22 protein-coding genes are annotated in these 25133 nt (G+C 39.7%); 9 read left to right on the forward strand and 13 right to left on the reverse strand.

Features of this window, described 5'->3' with window-relative positions; genetic code table 11:
• The first annotated feature begins 124 nt into the window (after positions 1-124).
• The 4 genes from BLS33_RS22575 to guaB all read left to right on the forward strand — a co-directional run bounded on the left by BLS33_RS22575 (position 125) and on the right by guaB (position 4031).
• A complete protein-coding gene (locus BLS33_RS22575) occupies positions 125-1303 on the forward strand; it encodes a hypothetical protein (protein WP_089895251.1) in 1179 nt (392 codons plus the stop codon).
• A 146-nt stretch (positions 1304-1449) separates the two neighbouring features.
• Positions 1450-1989: an FMN-binding protein gene (locus tag BLS33_RS22580; protein ID WP_089895253.1), complete on the forward strand. Its 540-nt coding sequence runs from the start codon at positions 1450-1452 to the stop codon at positions 1987-1989.
• Positions 1986-2507: a hypothetical protein gene (locus BLS33_RS22585; RefSeq protein ID WP_089895255.1), complete on the forward strand. Its 522-nt coding sequence runs from the start codon at positions 1986-1988 to the stop codon at positions 2505-2507. The genes BLS33_RS22580 and BLS33_RS22585 overlap by 4 nt, the downstream gene beginning before the upstream one ends.
• A gap of 51 nt (positions 2508-2558) precedes the next feature.
• On the forward strand, positions 2559-4031 hold the full coding sequence (guaB, locus tag BLS33_RS22590; protein ID WP_089895257.1) for an IMP dehydrogenase: 1473 nt from the start codon (positions 2559-2561) through the stop codon (positions 4029-4031).
• Positions 4032-4344: 313 nt separating this feature from the next.
• On the opposite strand, the gene BLS33_RS22595 is transcribed toward guaB, so the two are convergent.
• Positions 4345-4830, reverse strand: a complete 486-nt coding sequence (locus BLS33_RS22595) for a thioredoxin family protein (RefSeq protein ID WP_089895259.1) — start codon at positions 4828-4830, stop codon at positions 4345-4347.
• Between the two features lie 116 nt (positions 4831-4946).
• The gene (lysA, locus tag BLS33_RS22600; RefSeq protein WP_089895261.1) at positions 4947-6188 is read right to left on the reverse strand and encodes a diaminopimelate decarboxylase; all 1242 of its coding nucleotides are present in this window, start codon (positions 6186-6188) and stop codon (positions 4947-4949) included.
• Between the two features lie 168 nt (positions 6189-6356).
• Between lysA and BLS33_RS22605 the strand changes: the two genes are divergently transcribed.
• The 3 genes from BLS33_RS22605 to BLS33_RS22615 all read left to right on the forward strand — a co-directional run bounded on the left by BLS33_RS22605 (position 6357) and on the right by BLS33_RS22615 (position 9099).
• Positions 6357-6995, forward strand: a complete 639-nt coding sequence (locus tag BLS33_RS22605; protein ID WP_089895263.1) for an LON peptidase substrate-binding domain-containing protein — start codon at positions 6357-6359, stop codon at positions 6993-6995.
• A gap of 212 nt (positions 6996-7207) precedes the next feature.
• On the forward strand, positions 7208-8401 hold the full coding sequence (sucC, locus tag BLS33_RS22610; RefSeq protein WP_089895265.1) for an ADP-forming succinate--CoA ligase subunit beta: 1194 nt from the start codon (positions 7208-7210) through the stop codon (positions 8399-8401).
• 353 nt (positions 8402-8754) lie between these two features.
• On the forward strand, positions 8755-9099 hold the full coding sequence (locus BLS33_RS22615; protein WP_089895266.1) for a hypothetical protein: 345 nt from the start codon (positions 8755-8757) through the stop codon (positions 9097-9099).
• Between the two features lie 33 nt (positions 9100-9132).
• Here BLS33_RS22615 and BLS33_RS22620 read toward each other — a convergent pair whose 3' ends face one another.
• Complete coding sequence (locus BLS33_RS22620; RefSeq protein ID WP_089895292.1) at positions 9133-9495, reverse strand: DUF1456 family protein; 363 nt, start codon at positions 9493-9495, stop codon at positions 9133-9135.
• Positions 9496-9779: 284 nt separating this feature from the next.
• Here BLS33_RS22620 and BLS33_RS22625 point away from each other — a divergent pair, with 284 nt between their 5' ends.
• On the forward strand, positions 9780-10205 hold the full coding sequence (locus BLS33_RS22625) for an Hsp20/alpha crystallin family protein (protein WP_089895268.1): 426 nt from the start codon (positions 9780-9782) through the stop codon (positions 10203-10205).
• A gap of 302 nt (positions 10206-10507) precedes the next feature.
• On the opposite strand, the gene uvrB is transcribed toward BLS33_RS22625, so the two are convergent.
• From uvrB to BLS33_RS22645, 4 genes are read right to left on the reverse strand one after another with little or no spacing between them, the layout of a single operon-like run.
• On the reverse strand, positions 10508-12502 hold the full coding sequence (gene uvrB, locus BLS33_RS22630) for an excinuclease ABC subunit UvrB (RefSeq protein ID WP_089895270.1): 1995 nt from the start codon (positions 12500-12502) through the stop codon (positions 10508-10510).
• Positions 12503-12562: 60 nt separating this feature from the next.
• On the reverse strand, positions 12563-15280 hold the full coding sequence (locus tag BLS33_RS22635; RefSeq protein ID WP_089895272.1) for a T9SS type B sorting domain-containing protein: 2718 nt from the start codon (positions 15278-15280) through the stop codon (positions 12563-12565).
• 28 nt (positions 15281-15308) lie between these two features.
• Positions 15309-16148, reverse strand: coding sequence for an ABC transporter permease (locus BLS33_RS22640; RefSeq protein WP_089895274.1), 840 nt, complete (start codon positions 16146-16148; stop codon positions 15309-15311).
• Positions 16149-16157: 9 nt separating this feature from the next.
• Positions 16158-17060, reverse strand: a complete 903-nt coding sequence (locus BLS33_RS22645; RefSeq protein ID WP_089895276.1) for an ABC transporter ATP-binding protein — start codon at positions 17058-17060, stop codon at positions 16158-16160.
• Positions 17061-17148: 88 nt separating this feature from the next.
• On the opposite strand from BLS33_RS22645, the gene BLS33_RS22650 reads away from it, so the two are divergent.
• On the forward strand, positions 17149-18234 hold the full coding sequence (locus BLS33_RS22650) for a hypothetical protein (RefSeq protein ID WP_089895278.1): 1086 nt from the start codon (positions 17149-17151) through the stop codon (positions 18232-18234).
• Positions 18235-18316: 82 nt separating this feature from the next.
• On the opposite strand, the gene BLS33_RS22655 is transcribed toward BLS33_RS22650, so the two are convergent.
• The 6 genes from BLS33_RS22655 to BLS33_RS22680 form a co-directional block, all read right to left on the reverse strand.
• Positions 18317-19375, reverse strand: coding sequence for a nucleoid-associated protein (locus BLS33_RS22655; protein ID WP_089895280.1), 1059 nt, complete (start codon positions 19373-19375; stop codon positions 18317-18319).
• An 87-nt stretch (positions 19376-19462) separates the two neighbouring features.
• Positions 19463-19957 (reverse strand): IS1096 element passenger TnpR family protein, encoded by a 495-nt coding sequence (locus tag BLS33_RS22660; protein ID WP_089895294.1) that lies wholly within the window; start codon positions 19955-19957, stop codon positions 19463-19465.
• A 28-nt stretch (positions 19958-19985) separates the two neighbouring features.
• On the reverse strand, positions 19986-21017 hold the full coding sequence (locus BLS33_RS22665; RefSeq protein WP_089895282.1) for a COX15/CtaA family protein: 1032 nt from the start codon (positions 21015-21017) through the stop codon (positions 19986-19988).
• 94 nt (positions 21018-21111) lie between these two features.
• A complete protein-coding gene (locus BLS33_RS22670) occupies positions 21112-23025 on the reverse strand; it encodes an OmpA family protein (protein WP_089895283.1) in 1914 nt (637 codons plus the stop codon).
• Positions 23026-23036: 11 nt separating this feature from the next.
• On the reverse strand, positions 23037-23978 hold the full coding sequence (locus tag BLS33_RS22675; protein ID WP_089895285.1) for a PorP/SprF family type IX secretion system membrane protein: 942 nt from the start codon (positions 23976-23978) through the stop codon (positions 23037-23039).
• A 28-nt stretch (positions 23979-24006) separates the two neighbouring features.
• A partial coding sequence (locus BLS33_RS22680) for a T9SS type B sorting domain-containing protein (RefSeq protein ID WP_143017673.1) occupies positions 24007-25133 on the reverse strand: 1127 nt, incomplete at its 5' end.

Genomic DNA, 25133 nt, shown 5'->3' on the forward strand with positions numbered 1-25133 from the left:
GTTAAAAGTGAAGATTTATTTAGATTTAATATAAGTTAAATTTGCCATGTTCATTTTTGGGATTAAATTTGCCGCTGAATTTTACTAGCTATTTTAAATCGGTCTAAATAAAATCAACCAAAAAATGAGACATACTTTAGTTCTTTTCGCTTTCTTGAGCACTTCAATTTTATTATCTCAAACAAAGACGGATTCGATCATGTTGGATCCCCAAAAACAACTGAACGCTGCCCAGAGAATAATGTCAGGAAATTATGGTTCGGCCGTTACCGTAGGTGCCTACGGCGAAATGCTATACAATCAACCCGAAGGCGATAATGGAGAATTGGATATACAGCGCTTGGTATTATTATTGGGATACCGGTTCAGCGATGAAGTTCAGTTTTTTACTGAAATCGAGTTCGAACATGTTGAGGAAGTATTTGTCGAGCAGGCCTTTGTAAATTATAATATAGCCAATAATGTAAACCTTCGTGGCGGCTTGATGCTAGTGCCTATGGGTATTATCAACGAGTACCACGAACCGACCACGTTTAACGGAACCGAACGCCCAGAAATGGATAATGCAATTGTACCGACGACGTGGCGTGAACTTGGTTTGGGTGTCAGTGGTCGTTTTAACGATATTTCGTTAGGCTACCAAGCTTATGTTTTCAATGGCTTTAAATCGACCGAAGCTGATGGAGAAGGCGGTCTTTCAGGATTTTTAGGAGGCTCTAGCGGTTTGCGCGGGGGTCGCCAAAAAGGCATTAAATCAACTGTTGATAGCCCTAATTTTTCTACCAAATTAGATTATTATGGTATCTCAGGACTTCGTTTGGGACTATCGGGATACTTTGGAAAGACGCAAGCGACCGATAATGTCGAAGAAATTGACGGGGCCAATGTCGGAATTTCTATGATCGGCTTTGATGCACGTTATGCCTATCAACGCTTTACGGCAAGGGGTCAATTTGTCCACGCTGCCCTATCCGATACCGAAGCATATAACACCGAGACAGGCAGAGACTTGGGTAGTGCGCTTCAGGGTTGGTATATTGAAGGAGGCTATAACTTGCTTCCAACCAATAAGAAGCAAAAACTGTTTGCTTTTGCACGTTATGAGCAATATGATACACATGCCGATACGGCAGGTTCTTTAGCCAAAAATGAGGCCTACGATCGTACCGATGTTACTACAGGTTTGACTTATCACATTGTTTCGGGTGTCGTGGTAAAGGGCGATTACCAATTTCGCAGCAATGCCGTTGATAGTGGTGATGTAAAGAATAGATTGAATTTTGGCATCGGAGTTTGGTTCTAATGAAGTGGCTTTTCAATTAACTGGGCTTAGACGCTACGTGAAACTGTAGTTTATTTTTTCGATTTTTATGAATTCAGGCTAAACCGTACGGATAAATTATTTGGCCTTAGCTTATTGAGATTGAGTCTAAATTAATATATTTGCCTATGCGATACGGAAAACACACTTCTGCTATTTTATTGATTGCCACATTTTTCTTGTTCGGTTTCGGACTTCCGAAAAATTTGGAGAAAAGGGTGCAAAAAGAAATTGAAAAAACTTTTGAAATTGCCGAATTTTCCTGGCAGTCTGTTACGGTATCTAATACGTTGAACAATCAACTTCCGGCAAAAATAACTGCTGATAATTTTTATAGCATTAGTAATAATAAAGAACTTTTGGGTTATGCCTTCGTTGATCAGGCCCCTAGTAAAACGGCAAAATTCGACTATTTAGTAGTGTTTGATACCAATCTTGTAGTGATCAATTCGAAAATACTCATCTACAGGGAAGAATACGGCGGAGAAATAGGAAGCAAAAGATGGTTGAAACAATTTTTAGGGAAAACAGGTGGAGATCGCTTAGACCCCAGAACCAATGTAGACGGAATTTCAGGGGCTACGATTTCTGTACGATCGATGACCAAAGCAATGGACAATCTTCTGCAGACTATTGAGATACTTCAGAAAAAGGAAATTCTGAAATGAAATATAATGGATTGCTTTCTACCTTTCCCAAGGAGATAAAAATCTTTATCGGATCCTTTGTGTTAATATTATCTTTGGGTTTCTATACCGGACTTTTATTTGTCGGTCAGACGAGTACCAATTCGCCAACTGGAATTGAAGAAAATTACCTGGGCAACGAAGATCAAGATAGTGACTTAGGGGTAGAGGATGAGGTAACTGAAATGAAATTTAAGAAGGGCGAGCGTGAAATGCTCACCATTATACACACACATATTCTCTCCATGTCTTTTATCTTTTTTTTATTGGGAGGGTTAGTGTGGCTTACTAAGCTTCCAAAAAATTGGAAGTTGTTTTTGACAATTGAGCCGTTTTTGTCCGTTATATTAACTTTCGGGGGTATTTATATGCTTTGGGCCGGTATGCTTTGGATGAAATACGTGGTACTTTTTTCAGGTATATTAATGACTACAACCTTCACATTATCGGCTTTTTTGGTACTATATCAGTTGACTTTGAAACCTTTGCCCCGCAACTAAAATTATCCGAAATAAATCAGTACATTTGCACGCAATTAATCCTTAATTGCCATGCAAGCCCACATAAATAAAATTTTAGGAGAAGGTCTCACTTATGATGACGTACTCTTGGTTCCCGCATTTTCCGAAGTACTTCCTCGGGAGGTCAATATTCAATCAAAATTTACCCGTAACATTACTATCAATGTACCTGTAGTTTCTGCCGCCATGGATACGGTGACCGAATCACAAATGGCCATTGCCATGGCCCAAGAAGGTGGTATCGGTGTATTGCACAAAAACATGAGCATTGAAAAGCAGGCCATGAAAGTACGAAAGGTAAAACGTGCCGAAAGTGGTATGATCATTGATCCAGTAACGCTTCCGTTAGATTCCGTGGTACGCGATGCCAAGGCTTACATGAAGGAATACAGTATTGGGGGTATACCTATTGTCGATGACGCAGGAAGATTATTGGGTATTGTAACCAATAGGGATTTACGCTTCGAAAAAAATAACGATCGTCCGATTTCCGAGGTAATGACCTCAAAAAAATTGGTCACCGTTAGTGAAGGAACTTCTTTAGGGCAGGCCGAAGACATTCTTCAAGAAAATAAAATCGAGAAACTACCGGTAGTCGATAAGGACAATAAACTAGTCGGACTTATCACTTTTCGGGATATTACAAAATTAACTCAAAAACCGAGTGCCAATAAAGATCAATACGGTCGTTTGCGTGTTGCTGCGGCAGTTGGCGTAACTCCGGATGCTGTTGATAGGGCAGAGGCTTTAGTCAATGCGGGGGTCGACGCGATAGTTATTGATACGGCTCATGGTCATACGAAAGGTGTGGTTATGGTTTTAAAGGATATTAAGAAAAAATTCCCTGATTTAGAAGTTATCGTGGGCAACATTGCCACTGGTGATGCAGCAAAATACTTGGTCGAAGCTGGGGCAGATGCCGTAAAAGTTGGTATTGGCCCGGGCTCTATTTGTACTACCCGTGTTGTGGCAGGAGTCGGTTTTCCACAGTTTTCGGCGGTGTTGGAAGTTGCGGCGGCCATAAAGGGCAGCGGTGTACCGGTTATTGCGGATGGCGGTATCCGTTATACAGGAGATATTCCCAAAGCCATTGCGGCGGGGGCAGATACGGTGATGTTGGGGTCCTTGCTGGCCGGTACCAAAGAATCACCGGGAGAGACCATTATCTACGAAGGACGAAAATTCAAATCTTATCGCGGTATGGGGTCTGTTGAAGCAATGAAAGAAGGTAGCAAAGACCGCTATTTTCAAGATGTGGAAGACGATATTAAAAAATTAGTACCTGAGGGGATTGTGGGTCGTGTACCCTACAAAGGAGAACTCTATGAAAGCATACACCAATTCGTTGGAGGGTTACGTGCTGGTATGGGCTATTGTGGCGCCAAGGATATTGCCGCGCTTAAGGAAAATGGAAAGTTCGTGAAAATTACGGCCAGTGGTATCAACGAAAGCCATCCCCATGATGTAACCATAACCAAAGAGTCTCCGAATTATAGCAGGTAAATGACATCTATATCTGGTAGTATAAAAAAAGCCCTTTACAAGGGCTTTTTTTATAGCTTATTTTGAAAATCTTCTTCCTAAGAGACTATACCAAAATTTTGAAGAAGATAGCTTCTGAAAGACTTTGAGGAATAGGTAATTAAAACTTTTCTAAATTTAACTATAGTTAAATAATCAAAAATGAGATTCACACGGGTTTTGTCAAGTGGAATGTTTTTGGTCAGTCTCTTATCCAAATGAAGACAAACTTTCTTTCTCCATTGTCAAAGATATTTTTCTGCCGATGCTAATTGAGTTGAACAAAGATTAGTACTTATTTGCTTCCTTTTCCGCTGTAGGCCTGCCAATCCTTTTCCTTATATATGTTATCACCAAAATATCTAGCGATATTTAGAAAGGGCTCGGGTTTTTGGTAACCTGGTACAGGAGAAAGCATGTTCATTCCTTCATCCAAAAATATGGTTGTCGGGTAGCTCATACGACCCTGCATCAATGCAGCCGCAAATTCATGATACCCTTTTCGTCCCGATGGAATAAATTTATAAGTTTTTCCTTTAAATTCGATAGGCTCTTTGCCCTCACCATCCAATTTTACCATATAAAAGTTTTCGGCCATGTAAGCCGCCACTTCGGCATTTTGAAAAGTGTCTTTGTCCATTTTTTTACACCAACCACACCAATCCGTGTAAACATCGATAAATATTTTTTTCGGGCTTTCGTCTGTAGTGGCCAATTGCGCGGCCTCGTTCCAAGATAGCCATTTTACTTCTTGGGCATTCGAAACCATACCCATCAACATAAGGCATAGTAAAAAAAAGGTCTTCTTTGAGGCAATTTTAGCGATTCGTTTCATTCGAGCACGTTTTTGGTCATTAGTCCAACAACTATACCAAAACTAACGAAAATAAATGAGGTTTATTTTACCGCTTCCTTTTCCTTTTTTGTGGAAAACAAATCTTTAATATCGACCTGATTTTTGATGAGGTCGTCGAATGTTTCCCGCTCTCGAATCAATATTGCTTTGCCCTCATGCCACAAAACTTCCGGTGGCCGGAATCGTGAATTGTAATTGCTCGACATGGTAAAGCAATAGGCACCAGCATTTCTAAAGCAAAGAATATCGCCTTCGGAAATCTCGTTGATACGCCGATTGCTCGCAAAGGTATCCGTTTCACAGATATAGCCCACTACCGAATAGTAGCGTTCCCTACCTTCAGGATTTGATATGTTCACAATCTTGTGCGAAACTCCGTAGAACATGGGTCTAATCAAATGGTTGAATCCAGAATCTACACTGGCGAAAACCGTCGAGGTTGTCTGTTTTACAACATTGACCTTAGCTAAAAAGAATCCGGCTTCACTAACCAAAAACTTACCTGGTTCGAAAGCTAGAGTGAGTTCTCTGCCGTATTCTTTACAGAATTCATTGAATCGGCTTCCTAATTTTTTTCCGAGTTCTTCCACATTGGTTTCGATGTCACCTTCTTTGTAAGGAACTTTAAAACCACTTCCGAAATCGATAAAATCAAGATTTTTAAAGTTTTTTGCTGTTTCGAAAAGAATTTCAGAAGCATAGAGAAACACGTCGATATCTAAAATATCGCTGCCCGTATGCATGTGTATCCCATTGATATTCATTTTAGTAAGCTCTACGATACGCAAAAGATGCGGAATTTGATGAATGCTAATACCAAATTTTGAATCGATATGGCCTACTGAAATATTCGAATTGCCCCCCGCCATTACGTGCGGATTTATTCGGATACACACTGGAATATCAGGATGCTTGCTTCCGAATTGCTCCAAAATGGAAAGGTTGTCTATGTTGATCCGTACGCCCAATGCGGCAGCTTCTTCGATTTCTTCAAGAGAAACACCGTTGGGCGTAAAGATGATATCTTCTGGATTGAAGCCTGCCATGAGTCCCAGCTGTACTTCTTGAATGGAAACTGTATCAAGTCCGCTTCCCAAACTGTTCATCAATCGCAAGACCGTTATGTTTGAAAGTGCCTTGGCTGCATAATTCAGTTTTAAATTCTTGACACTTTTAAAGGCATTTGTCAATCGTTTGAACTGCGCCGTTATCTTTTCAGAATCATATACATAAACGGGATCTCCGTAGGTTTTTGCAATTTTGAGCAAATCAGCATTCTTCATAGTACTTCAATATTTAATGCGAATTTAGGATGTTACATTTGTATCTACAAAAAAATCGGCCACAACTATTTAAAATACAACAAAATGTTACATTTATAACAAATAGTGTTTATTCTTTAATTTGCTAATACGCTTCGGCAGTCGTAATTTTATACCAAATATTAAAGCATGAAAATACCTTTATTTCCATTACGGTCAATCTTTTTTCCAGGTGAAACTGTGCCGCTGCATATTTTTGAGGATAGGTATAAGCAATTGATCAGTGATTGTAGGAAAGAAGCTATCACATTTGGAATACCGGTTTATATTAACGACCGTATTGAGTTTGGAACGGAGGTGCAGCTTGTCGAAGTGGTGACGACTTATGAAGACGGGGAAATGGATGTTGTTTGTGTCGCCAGGCAGGTATTTGAAATTGTTGAATTTGAAAGTAATTTAGAAGGGAAGCTTTACGCAGGGGGCACGGTGAATTTTTTGGATACGGTCAATGATGGCGAAGAGTCGGCAAAACTCAAGGTGTTGGAAGGTTTGGAAGAGCTCTATGGTTTGATGGACGTTCCTTTTAGCCCTGTTCCCATAGATAAATTTCATAGCTATGTACTGGCCCATAAAATGGGACTGTCTTTCGATCAAGAATATGAACTCTTGCGAATAGCTAAGGAAAGCGAGCGTCTTGAGTTTTTGAGAAAACATTTACGAGCTACCATAACCGTGCTTAAGGAAGTAGATAGAACTAAGAAGACAATCGAACTAAATGGTCACTTTAAAAACTTCGATCCCCTCGACTTTGACGGTCTTAAATCGTAGCACCATTAATTGTTCAATGCGGATACGACATGTTTTAGCTGTGTTACGGACTAAAACAAGGTTCCGAGCAAACGAAATTTTAGGAGCTTCCCTAGAGGTTATCTTGAAAAATAGAGCACCTCTGATGTTCTGAAAATTCCTTACAGTTTTTCATTAGGGTAAATCGGTTTCGTTTCCTATTTTTGCATCCGAACCCAATACCTTTAGACAATATGAATCTTCACGAGTATCAAGGAAAAGAAATTTTAGCCAGTTTTGGTGTGCGAATACAAAGAGGTATTGTAGCACATTCTCCAAAGGAAGCGGTAGATGCCGCAAAACAATTGACGGAGGAAACCGGAACGGGTTGGCACGTAATAAAGGCTCAAGTGCATGCTGGGGGACGTGGAAAAGGTGGCGGTGTTAAATTGGCCAAAAACCTTAAGGAAGTAGAAGAGATTTCCGGACAGATTATCGGAATGAATTTGGTAACTCCTCAAACTTCGGCCGCAGGTAAAAAAGTACACCAAGTCTTGGTCGCTGAAGATGTCTATTACCCAGGTGATAGTGAAACCAACGAGTTTTATATGTCGGTATTATTAAACCGTGGAACAGGTCGCAACATGATTATGTATTCTACCGAAGGAGGAATGGATATTGAGGAAGTGGCGGAAAAGACTCCACATTTAATTTATACTGAAGAAATCGATCCTGCCACTGGTTTATTATCTTTTCAAGCCCGAAAAATTGCTTTCAACTTAGGTCTTTCAGGAATGGCTTTCAAGGAAATGACCAAATTTGTTACGGCACTCTATAAGGCATATTCGGAAAGTGATTCGAGTATGTTCGAAATCAATCCCGTGTTAAAAACCTCCGATGATAAGATTATGGCCGTCGATGCCAAAGTTTCTATAGACGACAATGCACTTTTCAGAAGAAAGCAATATGCTGAAATGCGCGATCTTAGAGAAGAGAACCCCATAGAAGTGGAAGCGCGAGAAGTGGGCTTGAACTACGTTGATCTAGATGGTAATGTTGGCTGTATGGTAAACGGTGCCGGGTTGGCAATGGCTACTATGGATTTGATTAAGATGGCTGGTGGAGAACCCGCTAACTTCTTGGATGTTGGTGGTACTGCCGATGCAAAAAGAGTAGAGGAGGCCTTCCGCATTATATTGAAAGATCCCGCTGTAAAAGCTATTTTGATTAATATTTTTGGTGGAATCGTTCGTTGTGATCGTGTGGCCCAAGGTATTGTTGATGCTTACAAAAATATGGGTGATGCTATTAAAGTGCCTATCATTGTTCGTTTGCAGGGTACAAATGCAGAGCTTGCTAAAGAAATTATAGATAATTCTGGTTTAGCCGTGCATTCCGCGGTACAATTTCAAGAAGCGGCCGATAAAGTAAAGGCCTTATTGAGCTAAAACTTCGTTACCTAATAAATGATAAAAGACCGTGTGCAAGCATGGTCTTTTTTTTGCTTTTATTTTTCCTCATTCAAATCAGACCGTAAGGTCGCACAACCCTTTGTTCGGTTATGTTTAGATAAAATTTCTCAATAAAGCACGTCTTGTTTGTTGAGCAGAGCGTCTCCATTTTATCCTTTTAAAATACGGTAATGGCGAATAAAAATATTATGAATACCGTCTTCAAGATGTAACATTTTTTAATCAGAGCCGTCTTTTAAGTAGAGTATCATCATCAATCAATTAATAATCAAACCCAGTACACCTATTTCTTATGGGATTTTGGTAGGACGGGGTAAAAACAACAAGTCATGAGAAAAATTAGTTTGATGCTAATAGCTGCAATGCTATTGGTAACGGGAAGTATGTGGGCGAATGGCCCGGAAACGGAAAAGCCAACAAAACAACTAACGGCAAGAATTTGGAGTCTTCTGAAAAAAAACGCATTTGATGCTGAATTGGTGGATCAGACCGCAGATGTACGGTTTATCGTAAATCGGGATCATGAAATTGTCATTTTGACCATTGATTCCAATAGTAAGGAATTGGAATATGCAATAAAGTATAAATTGAATTACAAGAAAGTTGAATTTTCAAGCTATAAAGAAGGGGAGACCTATATAATCCCTATTCGTGTAGTGGCCGGTAGAATATGAATCTGTAAAAGCTCTTAAAAAAGGCCCTGTAACTCAGGACCTTTTTTTATTCTTGTATTTCACGGGAGTAATGTCCTTATCCATACGTTTTAATTGTTGTTCCTTAAAGTCAGGTCTTTTGCTGCGGATAGTGCTTGTCGAGGCTTTAATTAACACATCTCCGGGGTTTTTAGGGTTGTCCTTGGTGCCACGTAAATAGATGACTAGTCCGTTTAGAAAGTTACGCAATATTTGGTCGCCGCACTCCATATATTTGGGATGATCTTCTTTTCTAAAGAAGGCCCCGAGTTCACTTTTTGATATTTTGAAATCTACCAAGGTCAATATTTCTACGATTTCATCGTCGCGTAGCTTTAGGGCTACTCTCAATTTCTTTAAAACATCATTATTGGTCATATTCGATATCTTTTTTAGGTGGTGCAAATTAACTATAGTCAATTGATTAATAAGAAATTTGCTTTGAATATTTATCATAAACCTTGTTGGTGGAGAATATGCACCATAATGTCAGTGATAATTGCTGATTTTTTGACTGTTTTTCACTTCTAAACCAGTCCTATTTTGACAATATGGCAGTAGTTAAGCGTCTAAACAAGACATAAAGGCAGTAATTTTCATTTGGTATAGAGATTGTCTTTTACGGTGTGTAATCAAAGTTTAACAATTAAAATAATAATATCATGAGCATAGTAAAAAGAAACGACGCGATTTTTCCTTCATTGATGAATGAAATTTTTAGGCCCGATTGGTTCGGAGGAATGGAAAATGCTACCCATGTTGTTCCTGCGGTAAATATCAAGGAAAATGAAAAAGATTTTGAATTGGAATTGGCGGTGCCTGGAAGAAAAAAAGAAGATTTCAACATTGAAGTGGATAAAGATGTTTTGACTATTTCCTCGGAAGTGAAATCTGAAGAGAATGCTACCGAAGAAAATTATACGAGGAGGGAGTTTACTTATTCTTCTTTTAAAAGAGCTTTTACCTTACCTAAAACTATTGATGGGGAGAAGATAAAAGCAACCTATGAAAACGGACTTTTGAAGTTTGTTTTACCTAAAAAGAAAGAGGCACTTCCTAAGCCTAAAAGAATGATTGAGTTATCGTAAACGATAAAATAAATTATGCAAATTTCGCTTAAAAAAATTGCATAATGATTGTTTTGGTTGGTTAGTTAAGAAGGCGTTTCGAGAAATCGGAACGCTTTTTTTTATTTTCTTTTGTGGTGCCTCTAATCTAGAAATTGAAGAAGATAAATTCGATTTATTTGGCTATATTGTCATTTTTAGATAAGTCTAAAAATTAAAATAATTACTTATTAACCAGTTTTTTAAGGTATAAAATATAATTTAAATATTTAAGGTTTCAGTTTTTAGTCCTTAAGGTGAGAATTAAGTGATGAATTCAGGAATTATTCTTTTCCTTGTGCTTGTAGCACTTTAATTTGGTCTCTCAATTTTGCCGCTTGCATGAAGTCGAGATCTTTGGCGGCCTTCTCCATTTCCTTTCTTTTTCCCCGTATCATTTTTTCAATTTGGTCTTTGGTCAGATATTCCAAATCGGGTTCTGCGGCACGTAGTTCCTCCTTCTCGAAATGATAGGTCGAAACTGAATTTTTAGCCAGTACACTATCCAAACTTTTGTTCAAAGCGGTAGGTGTAATATTGTGTTTTGTATTGTAGTTCATTTGTTTTTCGCGGCGATAGTTTGTTTCATCAATCGTCTTTTGCATGCTGGCCGTAATTTTGTCGGCATACATTATAGCCTTCCCATTTAAATGTCGCGCAGCACGACCTACTGTTTGGGTCAATGAACGATTACTGCGCAAGAAACCTTCTTTGTCCGCATCCAAAATGGCCACAAGTGATACTTCCGGTAAATCCAATCCTTCACGTAAAAGATTAACTCCGATGAGTACATCGAAAATACCTTTACGCAAATCTTGCATAATTTCGACACGCTCCAAAGTATCTACATCGCTGTGAATATATCTACAGCGCACTTGTATACGGGTCAGGTATTTTGCCAATTCTTCGGCCATACGCTTCGTCAAGGTGGTTACCAATGTACGTTCATCCTTTTCTACACGCTGTTGTATCTCTTCGACCAAGTCATCGATTTGATTTAAACTCGGTCGTACTTCGATAATGGGGTCTAAAAGTCCTGTTGGGCGAATTACCTGTTCTACAAAAACACCTTGGCTTAGTTGCAATTCATAGTCCGCAGGGGTTGCGCTAACATAAATGACCTGATTCTGAAGGGCTTCAAATTCCTCAAATTTCAAGGGTCTGTTGTCCATGGCTGCGGGCAAACGAAAACCGTATTCCACCAAGTTTTCTTTTCTTGAACGGTCACCACCGTACATGGCATGTACTTGGGGTATCGTAACATGGCTTTCATCGACCACCATTAAATAATCATCGGGAAAATAGTCCAGAAGGCAGAATGGTCTGGTTCCGGGTTCGCGACCATCCAAGTATCTTGAGTAATTCTCGATTCCCGAACAATAACCCAATTCGCGTATCATTTCAAGATCGAAGTTCGTTCGTTCTTCCAAGCGTTTGGCTTCCAGGGGCTTGCCTATTTCCCTGAAATATTCCACTTGGGCCACCATGTCCGCTTGAATCTGATGGATGGCATTCTGCAAGACATCTGGAGAGGTAACGAACATATTCGCTGGGTAAATATTAAGGTTTTCATAGACCTCCACTACGTTATTGTTAAATGGGTCAAAGGCTTCTATTTCCTCTATTTCATCTCCGAAAAAATGAATACGAAAAGCGTGGTCTGCATAGCTGGGAAAGACATCTACAACATCGCCCTTTACCCTAAAATTACCATTTCTAAAGTCGGCCGTGGTTCGGGAGTAAAGGCTTTGAACCAATTGGTGCAAAAACTTCGTTCGTGCGATAACCTGATCTTTCTGTATGGAAATCACATTCTTTTGAAATTCCACCGGATTACCGATACCGTAAAGACAAGAAACTGAAGCAATCACGATAACATCACGTCTCCCTGATAATAAGGAGGAGGTTGTACTCAAGCGTAATTTTTCAATATCCTCATTTATTGAAAGATCCTTTTCGATATAAAGTCCCGAAGTGGGAATGTAGGCTTCGGGTTGATAGTAATCGTAGTATGAAACAAAATACTCCACAGCATTCTCGGGAAAAAACTGCTTGAATTCAGAATACAATTGCGCAGCTAAGGTTTTGTTATGTGCCAAAATGAGGGTTGGCCGCTGTACGTTTTCAATGACATTGGCTACCGTAAATGTTTTTCCTGAACCAGTAACCCCTAGTAAGGTCTGGTACCGCTCATCGGCTTCCATTCCCTCGACGAGTTGCTTTATCGCCTGGGGTTGATCGCCTGTAGGTTTGAATGTGGAAACTACTTTGAATTTCATACGCTAAAAATACAAAAGAAGTATGGTTTAGAATAGGGCTCGAAGAATAATGTGGAGGTCTTATCTTTTCAATGTAAAATGACCTTTAAATTCACGTCCATCCTGTAATTGCACACGAAACCAGTAGTCGGAAGCAGGCAGTAATCTACCATTCTGTTTACCATCCCAGCCATTGGTATTCGGACTTACGCGCCCCAATAAGGTGCCGTAACGGTCATAGATCGTGATGAAGGAATCTGCCTGTACCATATCATCGATACCTTTGATTTGCCAAAAGTCGTTGACACCATCGTTGTTCGGAGTAAAGAATTTATCGTGGCCCACAACTGAAACCGTCGTATTGATAAGACCACAACCATTTTTATCGCGAACGAACACTTCAATAAAACCTGCGGGTACATTTTGAAATACGTTTGTATCTTGATACGGGCCATTTTCATCGTGTAATGCGTATTCATACTCGCCTTCCCCTTCAACGAATATGGTAACTATATTGTTCTCCGATACATCTAAAATCTCGGGTTCTTGGGCAAAACTGGCAATATTAGATTCCGGTATCGTAAAGCTAGCGGTATTCGAGCAGCTATGTAGACCATTGGCATCGGTGTAGCTTCGGGTAATCTGTAAAAGATATTCCCCCCCTTGACTAAGATTCGCGATACGACCATCGGCGACTACCTCGTGCGTTCCGTTTTCCATAATACGAATCCATTCGTAACCTTGAAAACCTTCTTCTGCTTCTAAGAATATCGATGGGTCATTAAGGCACAATGTTGGAATTTCGATAGGTATGTTTACCACAGGTTTAGGGTCGATACGTAAAATTATTAGCTCGATATCGGCACATTGTCCATCATTTTCCAATCGTACGTAAATTGTAGTACCGTCTTCCAATAATTCAGTACCGGTCAAAGCATTCTCTTCGAAAGTTAAATTGTTTAAATCGGCATAGAATGATACGGCGAATCCTTCATAGTTCGATGCAAGAAAATCAAGGTCAAGGTAGCCGGCAAGTTGATTGTCCGTGGCATCTTCGTCACAACCATAAAAATTCTGTATCTCGGAGGGGACGATGGTCACAGGGTTGGTCTGCAGCGTTAACTGTGCCGTACCTGAACAACCTGCGTTATTGATTGCCCGTACCCAAAGCTGTTGTCCGTTTCCGGAGCTTTGATAACGTTCGGGATTTGCAATCGGTGCTTCATCGTCGACATCTTGTTGGTTCTCATAAAAAAGAAGTGAAAAATCGGTATCCGGCCCTGTGAGTACATCCAATGCTTGATATAAGTTGAATGTTGCGATGCCATCATTTGGGTCGGTATCGCTATCACATTGGATCAAAACTGCATTGACAGGGGCGGGTATGTCCTCCACGAGAATTTCACCCCTTCCTTGAACGGGGCATCCGCCAAAACCAGCCCTATCGATTTGTACACGGTACATGCCACTGGCCTCGATAGCTGCATTATCGATTTCCAAAAGATGACCGTTTCCGGGTAATTGTACATCATCCTTGTACCACGAATAGGTGCCGTCTAAAAAAATTGGGGCCTCCAAAGAATAACTGTCTCCAACGCATAAGGGTAAGAACCCACTGTTGGTACCGTTTCCTCTAATAATATCTATTTTATCAAAAAAGGATTGTACAAATGGAGGGAGCCCTTGTGTGGCGTAATTGCCAGTTCCTAAGTTAATGGCATCATGGGTGTAAGTGGTGTTTTGGTCATCGGGATTCTCGATCACACCTAGGTAATTGGTGCCGGACTGATAACTTTGGGAGAGTGCTCTATATATTTTTCCATTAGGCCCCAATTGTAGGGCGCCTCTAAAAATAGCCCGTTCATCCAGTACCCGACGGCTATTATTCGGGTTGGCATCGTCTAAATCGTATTGGATCAGTGAAGAAGAGTGCGGACCCTCAAAATTGTCATTGCTACTGTGAACGTATAAAAAGCGGTTGTTCGAAGAGAACTCTACCCCGTAGGGTGCAAAATTTGTAACATCTACCTGAAGGGAGAGTGGGTTGGAAACCCTTCCGGTATCAGCATCGAAATCAAAGAGAAACATACCCGATTCGCCATTGGCGCAGGCCAGTTTTTCCCCATTCGGTGATAGTTTCAGGTATCCTCTTTTGTCTGTAATGTTCAAACCCATGGAGCTCGTGACCGGCGGGCCCACTCCTTCTAAACCAACCTCATAGCTATAGAAGGTGTTATAGGTGTCTGAATATGAACTGGATGGGGCCAACGTAATTACCCAAAACGAATTTTCGTCACAATCTTTCACAACAGCGGATATTTTTTCGGAGCACCGTTCAAGCAGATTTTGGTTTTTGATGGTAACTGCTCCCAGCCCATTATCCAAGCTCATATCAACGTAAGAATAATTAAATCCGTTATCAATATCCTCTCTTTGAACATTGGTGTCTACCGTAAATACATAATACCCTAAGGTGTTTCCGGGGTCGGGTACGATGATGGCCGACTGTGAGCTTGAGGTGTCACCAAAGAGTCCGGTGCCATTCTGCATCACTGCGTGATCTGCCCGGTAGACGTTGATGCCATTGGTGTAAAAAAGAAGATTTCCGTTGGCATCGGAAATAGTAGTACAGCCTTCCACGGTGTTTAGTCTTCCTCCATCGAGTGGTGTAACACTGCCATCAACATTAAACTGAATGCCGGCACCGTTGCCAAAATACCAATTACGCGTTTCTCCTTGACCCCATAGTAAGGCAGGGCAAAGGATGCCAAAAAAGAAAATCGCGGTAATCTTGTTCATATAGTGTTCTAACTATCACAACAAGATACTACAAATCACGCTTTTTCAATAGGGCGTATGATAAATAAATGAAGATTATCGTCCACCCTATGACGATGAGCATTTCGTACCAATGTACGTGATAGTTTGACCCTAAATCCGCACCGAGTTGCTTTGCCGCCGATTTTATGACGTTGAGTCGGGTAATTGGTTCATCGATAAGATTGTACATTGACCGTAGGGGAAAGAACCCAGTCACCAAATCGGCCATTCCATTTTTTGTTCCGAAAACTTTTTGCTCCAAAACGACCGTGGCGATTATTTCGACTATTTGCCAAATAAAAAGGAAACCTAGGGCAAAAGCAGATCTTTTTACCAGAACGCCGAGAAAAAGACAAAAGGAGAAAAAAGCCGTAAGTTTTAGAAAGAAAGCCAAAATAAATTCAAGATCGGAAAATATGATGGAAACTTCATTGAAATCGGAATATAACAACCCTAAAATCAAGGAAACAACAAAGATGAAAATGGTCGAAATCAAGGCGAAAGCTATAACTGTCAAAAATTTAGAAAGTACGAACTCCTTTTTTGATAATCCATCAATAAGGTTCTGCTTTATGGTCTTATTGCTGTATTCATTGGCCATCATTGATACGATGACTATTGCTAAAAAGAGTTTGAACCAAGCGACAAAATAGGTGTTGAAATGCCAGATATATGGGAAATTAAAGATGCCTTGGCCAGCCAATTGAAAATGAATATCCCCAAAATCGAATTTAATCATTGAAACAAGGGCGATGGAAGTAATAAGCAGAAAATAGGTAAAAATCAATATTCTACTAGACCTGTTATTCCAAAGTTTAATGAATTCAATTTGTAATAAACGTACCATAAGAATCGATTAATTGGACTGGTTTTTAGTCAAAATGAGAAATTGTTCTTCCAGACTTTCTTTTCTTTTCACCAATTGGGAAAGGACAATGCCGTTTTCAAATAACATTTTGTTGAGTGTGTCTGCATCCAAAGCTTCGGTCAGGAAGGCTGTGATAAGTCCGTTTTCGTTTTTTACCTCCCCGAAACTGGAGTTATTCTTTAAAAAAGAAAGCAGTTCTTCGGTATGCGTTGTACGTAGTTCAAAAAATCCATGACTTGCCAGCATACCGTCAACGGAGCCGGCGTACAATTTTTCTCCTTTTCTAAGAATAATAACATGGCTACAGACTTTCTCTACTTCATCCAATAAATGCGAAGCCAATAGGATGGTGGTACCTTGGGATGCCACAGTTTTGATTATTTCCCGTATTTGGTGAATTCCTTGTGGATCCAATCCGTTAGTGGGTTCGTCAAGAATTAAGATTTCGGGATCATTGAGTAGGGCAGAGGCAATGGCCAAGCGTTGTTTCATTCCTAAGGAATAGGTCTTGAATTTACTTTTTTTACGATCTAATAATCCTACGAGTTCTAGTTTGTTATCGATATTTTCCTGAGATACTTGTTTAATTTTGCAAACCAGTTTTAAATTCTGCTCCGCGGTCATGTACGGGTAAAAATTCGGACGTTCAATAATGGCCCCAACTTTTTTTAGCGCTTCGTGTGTCGAAGTGTGTCCGTCGAACCAACTAAAATCACCCTGGGTTCTGTTAACTACGTTGAGCACTATACCCAGTGTAGTCGACTTGCCACTACCATTAGGTCCTAAAATGCCGTAAACGTTTCCTTTTTCAATTGTAAAGGATAAATTTTTAACGGCCGTCAACATTCCAAATTTTTTGGTGAGGTTGTTTACGGTCAATATGGTTTCCAATTCGAGAATAGTTTTGGGTTCTTTATAGTAAGTTGACGAAGAAATCGTTATTTTGTTACGATCAAGAAGTGAAATAACAAGATATCCTATGTCAGAAGAGCGATTAATGTCGAAGAAAAAACCAACGTATCCCGTGAGTTCGAAGCTGGATGCATATTTGGATAACTACAATCGGAAAATCGAGATTCCCATATTTTACGAAGATTTATTACGCTTTGCGGGATCTGTCGTAGTCTATGATGCCGATGAAGAAGATACTTTATGGGTGAGAGTATATTATTCCGATTCTGAACGGCAAGAAATCGATTTAAGTCTTAAAAAGGTATATTCTATTTTACATTCTGACGGTAGCGATCATATTTTTCAGTACCTGAACGTAGATGCAGTGGATTATTGCACCTTTGGCAACTCAAAACCATTCCGCATTCGTGTACGGAATGTTCTGAACGATAACTTCACCTATTTTTATGTCAAGAAAACGGATGCCTCACGTATTTACGGTTTAGAACTTGAGCATATGCTATCGCCCTATAACCTGAATTTTCTGGTATGCAAAGACACCCTAATCGAAGAGCATATTGCGGGAATCCCGGGAGATGTATTTATAAAAGACATGTTGCCAAATTGTACGGAGTCTGAAAAATCGCAATTGGCCAAAGAATTCGTAAAATTTAATGAACGCTGTATGATTCGTTTATTGGGTGATATGCGATCGTACAATTATGTCATTGTACCTGTTCACGACTTTGATCATGTAGTGTACCGTATACGGGCCATAGATTTTGACCAGCAATGTTTTGAAGGAAAATTAAAGGTATATCGCCCACAGTTTTTCAAAGAAAATTTTATCATGGTAGAATTGGTGCGAAATAAATTGCAGAATGATTCGGTAGATCAATACAAGATCGAAGAGCGATCGATAGTGGCAAAACGGATCATTAGTTCAGGAAATAGAATCAAACGTTTGCTCAACTCAGCCAAGGCTGATGATATTTCACTACCCGAAAACATTGAACAATTAAAAGCGGAGATTTACGACCTTACCTTGGATATGGATTTTAAAAAATGTAAAACCATGGGACAAGTGCTTAATTTGGCCCTTGACTTTGTGAAGAGGAATTACCAAGATGTAAGCATGAAACAAATTTTAGAGAAAAAAATCAGAATCTCTTAAACGATTAGGGTACGGCTTAGAAACAAAGAAGGCTAGAAACGTGCGTCGTTTCTAGCCTTCTTTGTTTCTGTCAATTTGTTGACTAACTTTTTTCTTCCTTATTAAAATAGACGAGGTAATAGTACATCTGTCGTTCTTCGTCCCATCCTTTTTCGACAAATTTCTGAGCAGATTCAGGATTTATAAAATCCAATTTAATTTGAATATGGGTATCTAAATTGATTACGTTTTTCATTTTTCTACGAGCATCGGAAACCGCCTTATTGGCGATATCGAAATTCGAAACGTCTTCAATACTATATTTTGGGCCTTTTTCTACTTTGTAATTTTTAAATTCCGGTATAAGTTCCGGGTTTTCCATCACTTCGTTCAAAAAGTTGCTTTCCTCAAAAGCGTCGTTTTTTGCAAAATGATTTACGGCTCGGTTCATGAACAGCACTTCTTGCTGCTTGTCTTCGGCAGGCAAAACCACATCTTTTGCAAAGTTCTGACAGAATTTAAGATAGCTTTTAGTGTAAAAGTTTTCATCGGTAAGGGCACTTGCACCCAAGAAATTTTCTATCCAATATTTAGCATCATAACGGTTGCTGTCAACTGAGAGTACCTTGTAGCCTTCTTCTTTGTTTATATTGAAAATAAGACAACCCTTATCCAATTTGTTGATATTGATTCCTTGTTGAATTACGATATCAAGATTACTTCCTTTTTCTTCAAATTGAAAGAAATCATGCTTTAGCTCACTTTTGAAAACTCCTATGGCATCGACTTTTTCATTATCTAAAAGTACCCCGCTCAAATAGGCGATGTATACTTCGCCATTTTTTATGTGCGGATGGTTTGATTGCTCGAACAGGTGTGTGGCAATTTTTTTTGAATTGTTATGAATGCTCGAAGGGTCGGCAAACGCATCGGAAACAATTTTGTGAATCTCGTTGAATTCAACGTCGACTTCATTGGCCAAGCGGAAATAGTTTTCTTCTTTCTCACGGAACGGCTTAAAGAAATACTCTTTTAGCAAACCTGAAGTTTCATCGTTTAATCGAAAGGGTTCGGCCGATAAAAATATACCTTCGCCTTTGTTTTTGTTGCCAACACGATGAAGTGAAAGGCTTTCGATTTGGGTAGCATAAAGATTGATCATAGTGTATGTTCCGTTTTAATCTCCAAGGATAGGAGAATCTTTTTTTATGTGGATGCAATGTTCGATTCGCAATGGAGCTGGGGAAGGTCAGTTCCAGTTCTCGTCGAAATCGAAATCATCGTAATTTTCAAAACTGTCTTCCAAATCAACCGTTTTTTCTGACTCGAAATTCTTTTCCGGTGGAAATTCTGGCAATTCGCCAAAACTAAATAGTAAATTGGGGTATGATCTACCGTCTTCCTTTTCTACGATATCGGCCAATTCAACAAAGAACGTCCACATACTCAAGAAATCATAGACATAGATGAGTTTCGGAGTATTCTCCGTTAGCACATCCTCCAAAAAACTTTCATTCATCAAACGTACATCAGAACCGCTTTCGTTCATATCAAAAAGAGCGATTTCTTCATCTTGGATCCAATCGGCATCACAGGTGTAGAAAGATGCCATTTCATTACCTTCAAATCCGAAGGCTTGCGTAATAGCATTGTGAAATTCCTCTAAAGAATACGCAGCATCAATCTCGATATCTCTAAAGATATCTTCTTCAGCATCTAAAATAACCCTGATTTTATAGATCATTCCCCTTCCATTTTTAGCGAATGCAAAGTTACAAAGTTTTATGACTTGTTTTAGCATAAACGACTTCTAAAACTAAATAATACTGAATTCCAAAAAGTAAGGAGGCCATTATCAAGTGTAGCGATTGACTTGAAAAAGGGAAGTCGGCATAAAACATGACCATACCCGAAATTATTTCGGCCAATATCAGTAACAGTACCCAATAGATTTTTGTAAAACCTAGTTTTTGGGAATAGATTTTGTAACCCAAAAACAGATTAAGGGCTACCACAGCTATCGAAAAAGAACGATGTAAGTAGAACAGCAAGTCAGGATTATGAAGCCATAGGTCGTTTGTGCCTGGGCCCAAGAGATCTATTTGTTCATCTACGAACTGGCGTACTTGGGTACCCAATACTATTTGGATCAATGTCAAACACAATGCGAAAATTATCCATTTTCCAAGTGTGGGGTCATAAACAAAATGCGACTTCGTACTTTTTGAAACAAAGATTAAATACAACACAAGGGCAACGATGACTAATGCCATAACCATATGTACGGTTATTTTTACAGGCTCCAATACCGAATAGACCACAGTTGCGCCCAGCCAACCTTGAAACCCCATTGCAAAAACCACCAACCAAGAAAGTACGGTTATTTTCTTATTGGTTTTCCAGAATTTTAAGGAGTAAAGGGCCAGAACAAAAGTAGCCAACCCCGCCAAGGCTCCGAAAAGACGGTTGATATACTCTATCCAAGTGTGGGTGGGGTTAAAAACGGCGTAATCATGTTTGGTATAACGTTCCCAATTTGTCGCGTCGTACGAAGTCGATGTTTTAAAATCGTCACGGGCAACCTGAAGTGTCTCATCGACAATAATGACCTGGCCTTTCTTTATCGAAATATTAGGATGCCACTCTAATTCGGATATGTCGGTCGGAGGAATGTAATGGCCGAAACATTTAGGCCAATCGGGACACCCCATACCACTACCGGTCATACGCACAACGGCACCCGCTACAATGACCAAATACACAAGTATCAATGAAACTTTTGCTATTTTTCTAAACTGGACCATAGGGTGATTTATCTGCAGTACAAAAGTAACCCTACTTGACGGATATTAAAAAAGAAAGGGATGGTAAAACATGCCCCATTTTAGTGAAATTTATTTATTTCTGAATGACTATAAACTCCGATCTTCTGTTGAGTTGATGTGCTTTATTGGAACAGCGAACACCGTTACTACATTTATTGATTAATTGGGTCTCACCATAACCTTTACCAGATATTCTGCTTTTTTCTATTCCCTTTGAGGTAATATATTCTACAGTTCTTTTCGCTCTTCGGGCCGAAAGCCATAGGTTGTAATCGTCTCCCTCACGGCTGTCGGTATGCGAACCTACGGCTATTTTTATATCAGGCCGCTTGCGCATATAATCGACTACCTTGTCGAGTTCTGCATATGAATCTGTTCGAACATAGGAACTGTTCAAGTCAAAATAGATAGGTTCTAATTTTAATACCTTGGTCAAATCGGAACCTAAATTGGCCACTTTTTCTTTTTGTTCGATTTCAAGCCGCACACCTCCAATGTTTGTTTCTGAGGGTGACAAATATAAAGTAGCATCAACATAATCGTTAAGGGTGCCTACCAGACGAAATTGTTCTTCTTGACAAGGTAGGGTCAATAAAAATGAGCCATCACTTTGTGTTTTAACTTCGGCCAATTTTGTTTGATTTTTGTCATAAGCCATAATAAGGGTTTCTGCCAAAGTTGACGCATCGTCTTTGTCAATTGCGATACCCTCCACAGTAATGAGACAGTCGGTAGTATTTTCAAATCGATAGATATCATCACCGCCAATGCCTCCATAACGGTTCGAGGCGAAGAAACCGTTTTGGCCTGTCTCGTCAATAATCAGGGAGAAATCATCATCTTTACTGTTCAACGGCCTACCCATATTAGTTACGATTCCATCGTTTTCAAGGTCGACAGAAAACAAGTCTAGACCTCCCAACCCAAGATGCCCATCGGATGAAAAATACAGGATACCGGATTCGGCAATAAAAGGAAAAGTTTCCTTGCCTTCGGTATTGATCTTGGGTCCTAAATTCTGCGGTTCGCCAAAGGTGCCGTCCGGATTAATATCCACATAGTAAATATCTGATGAACCAATGGTGCCCGGCATATCGGACGAGAAAAATAATTTAGTCTCATTGGCGTTCAATGTGGGGTGGGCAACGGAATATGTTTTGTTATTAAAAGGCAGTTCAGTAATATCCGTCCAAACACCTCCCTTTGAGCGAGCGCTATATATTTTTAACCTACTAACTCCTTTTTTATCACGGTTAAAGTTTCCTTTATTCGAATTATTTCTTGTAAAGTATACTGTATTGCCATCTTTTGCGAAGACCGAAGAAGATTCATTGGTTTTGATATTCAATTCAGTTGAAAAACTGGAGACATTACCGTATTCTCCATTCTCCAAAAAAGAGGCCAAGTATAGGTTTAAATAGGGTTTACTATTTTTCTTATTGATATGTTGCATATCCCGGTCGGTAGAGAATACTAAATCGTTCAAATAAAACGATGGTGCAAAATCAGAACGATCTGAGTTGACCGATGAAAGGTTTTTAACTGTATAACGAACCGGCATTTTTCGTATGTCATCTAAGTATTCTGGGTTATCTGAAAATTTGAGGGCACGAACATCGCTCCCCTTGATAGCTTCAAATTTTTTCATCCAGATATCCGATTCTTCATAATTTTCAATTGATTTCAATGATTGGGCGAACCTGTATAAATAATCTGGGGCAATAGTAGTTTCTTGTAATTCAAATAACTTGCCGTACCATATGGCGGCTTCTTCATATCGAGCGTTTAGATAGTTCGCATTGCCGAGATTTTTGCAAATCTCTTCTTGTGAGAATCCTTGTTTTGCCAACTCGTCATAAGTGCTTATCGCCTGCATATGTGCGTAATTGTCAAAATTATTGCTATCCTCTTGTTTTTTGCTTTGTGCATTGCTTGAGCAATAACTTAAAATAAGAATAGCGTATATATAGACAAATCTGACTTTCATTGTATAATTTGTTAGAAAAACCTAGGAGTTAGATCTACTTTCTCTTTTTTGATAAATTCATATCTGAGAAATATTTCAAATGACCCATCATTAAAGCGAGCACCACCCAGTTCTGTAATTTCATGATCATATGCCAGCCCCAATAAAAATTGATTTGACATTTGGAAACCAAAAAGTCCACTAAAAGCGGCATCCCATCGATAGGCCGTTCCCAGTGTGAATTTTTCGTTGAGTAAAAAGTTGGCCGACAAATCCATTTGCAACGGGGCTCCTTCAATTGCTTTGAACAGAAAGGCGGGCTTAAATTTTAGTGATGAATTAAGGTCAAATACGTATCCGGAAATTAGGTACCAGTTCATTCTTTCGGTAGCAATGTAGGTGGTCGTCTCTCCTGATTCTTGAAAATGTTCTGTTTTTAAGAAGTTGGGAATTGATAGGCCCATATAAAAACTTGAGGTATGGTAATAAATACCAGCCCCGAAGTTTGGTGAAAATTTCTTATATATCTCGGTATTTGTGGGTGAGAGAACATTGGCACTATAGTTTCTAAGGTTGTTAAAATCAATATTCAATGCGTGTCCTCCAGCTTTTAGTCCAAAAGAAAGCTTGGCAGTTTCCGAGGTTTTGATAGAATAGGAGAATGTGGCGTCAAAATAAGTGTTTTGGTTCGTATGGTTGCCTATTTCATCGTTTACAATAGAGAGACCTAAGCCCAATTTACTTGTAACCGGCCCATTAATATTGAAAGTTTGGGTGCTTGGTGCACCATCTAATCCTACCCATTGGGAGCGGTGCAATGCGGACACTCCCCATTGGTCTCTGGAGCCAGCATAGGCGGGGTTTACCGCTAAGGTGTTATACATATACTGCGTATATTGTGCATCTTGTTGCCCGAAAATCGGGAAACAACATCCGAAAATCAGAATCGTAAATAAAATAAGTGTTTTTCCCATATCTTATTTTTTAACTATTTTATCCGAATCAACGGATAAGGTATAAGTAACCGGACAGCAATTTTTCTTGACCCTTCGAGAGGTATTTTATTTCATAAAAATAGACGCCGGAAGGTAACTTCTGATTAGCCATGACGGTTAGTCTGCCTTTTGAAGTACCATCAAAGGCATTGGATCGATTATCATATCTTTTGGTTTCCCAAACAACTACTCCCCATCGGTTATAAACTTGTACATTGTTATTGGGAAAAAGATTGATATTAATAATTTTCAAATTTCCATGCTCAATATCTCCGGGTTGTACCAAATCAAGCTCAACATATACTTGACAGGATGATCCGGTAGGCGGTGTTCCGCCAATGGAATCACAGGGGTCTAAAGGATCTGTTCCATCAGTTACTTCTTGGCCGTCTTTTATTGTATCTCCATCAGTATCAGGATTGGTAGGGTCTGTTGCTAATTCTATTTCTTTCTGATTACTCAACATATCTTCGTCGCAATCTGATAGGTACCAGGCGTTTGATGGTGTTACTGTTTGGCTTTCTAACAAAAAGTCACAAATATCTAGAGGGTTTGTACTATCGGTTACCTCATGTCCGTCGATAACCCCGTCACCATCTGTATCGGGATTTGTTGGATCTGTACCTATTATTGATTCTTCCTTTTCTGTTAGTTCATCGCTATCGCAATTGCTAGTAGGTAATGGTGTTCCGCCGATAGAGTCACAATCGTCAAGAGGGTCGGTACCATCAGTAAGCTCCTCACAATCAATTATGCCATCACCATCGGTATCAACTGTAGATACGGTCACAGTTATTGTTGATGAGGCATCAGGGCATTGACCACCGGTAACTGTATAGGTATAGGATCCTGGGCCAGCATCTTCAGGATTGGGATTCCATATTCCGGAAGTATTTTTTGTTCCCAATAGTGTTAAGAGTTCAGTTTGTGTTATCGTTGCTCCGGCACATATTTCAAGCGTAGCATTTGATCCGGCGTCGGGTCTAGTTTCTTCGGTAACTACTACTTTAGAAGATACTGAACACGGATCTTGTGTCATGGTATAGGTATAGGTTCCCGCCCCTGCGAGTGCCGGTGCCCAGCTTCCGCCGGGATGTGGGCTTCCCCCGAGGGCGTTGAAAAGTTGTGTCGCCG

The organism is Kriegella aquimaris (assembly GCF_900103215.1).
GTDB classification, from domain to species: domain Bacteria; phylum Bacteroidota; class Bacteroidia; order Flavobacteriales; family Flavobacteriaceae; genus Kriegella; species Kriegella aquimaris.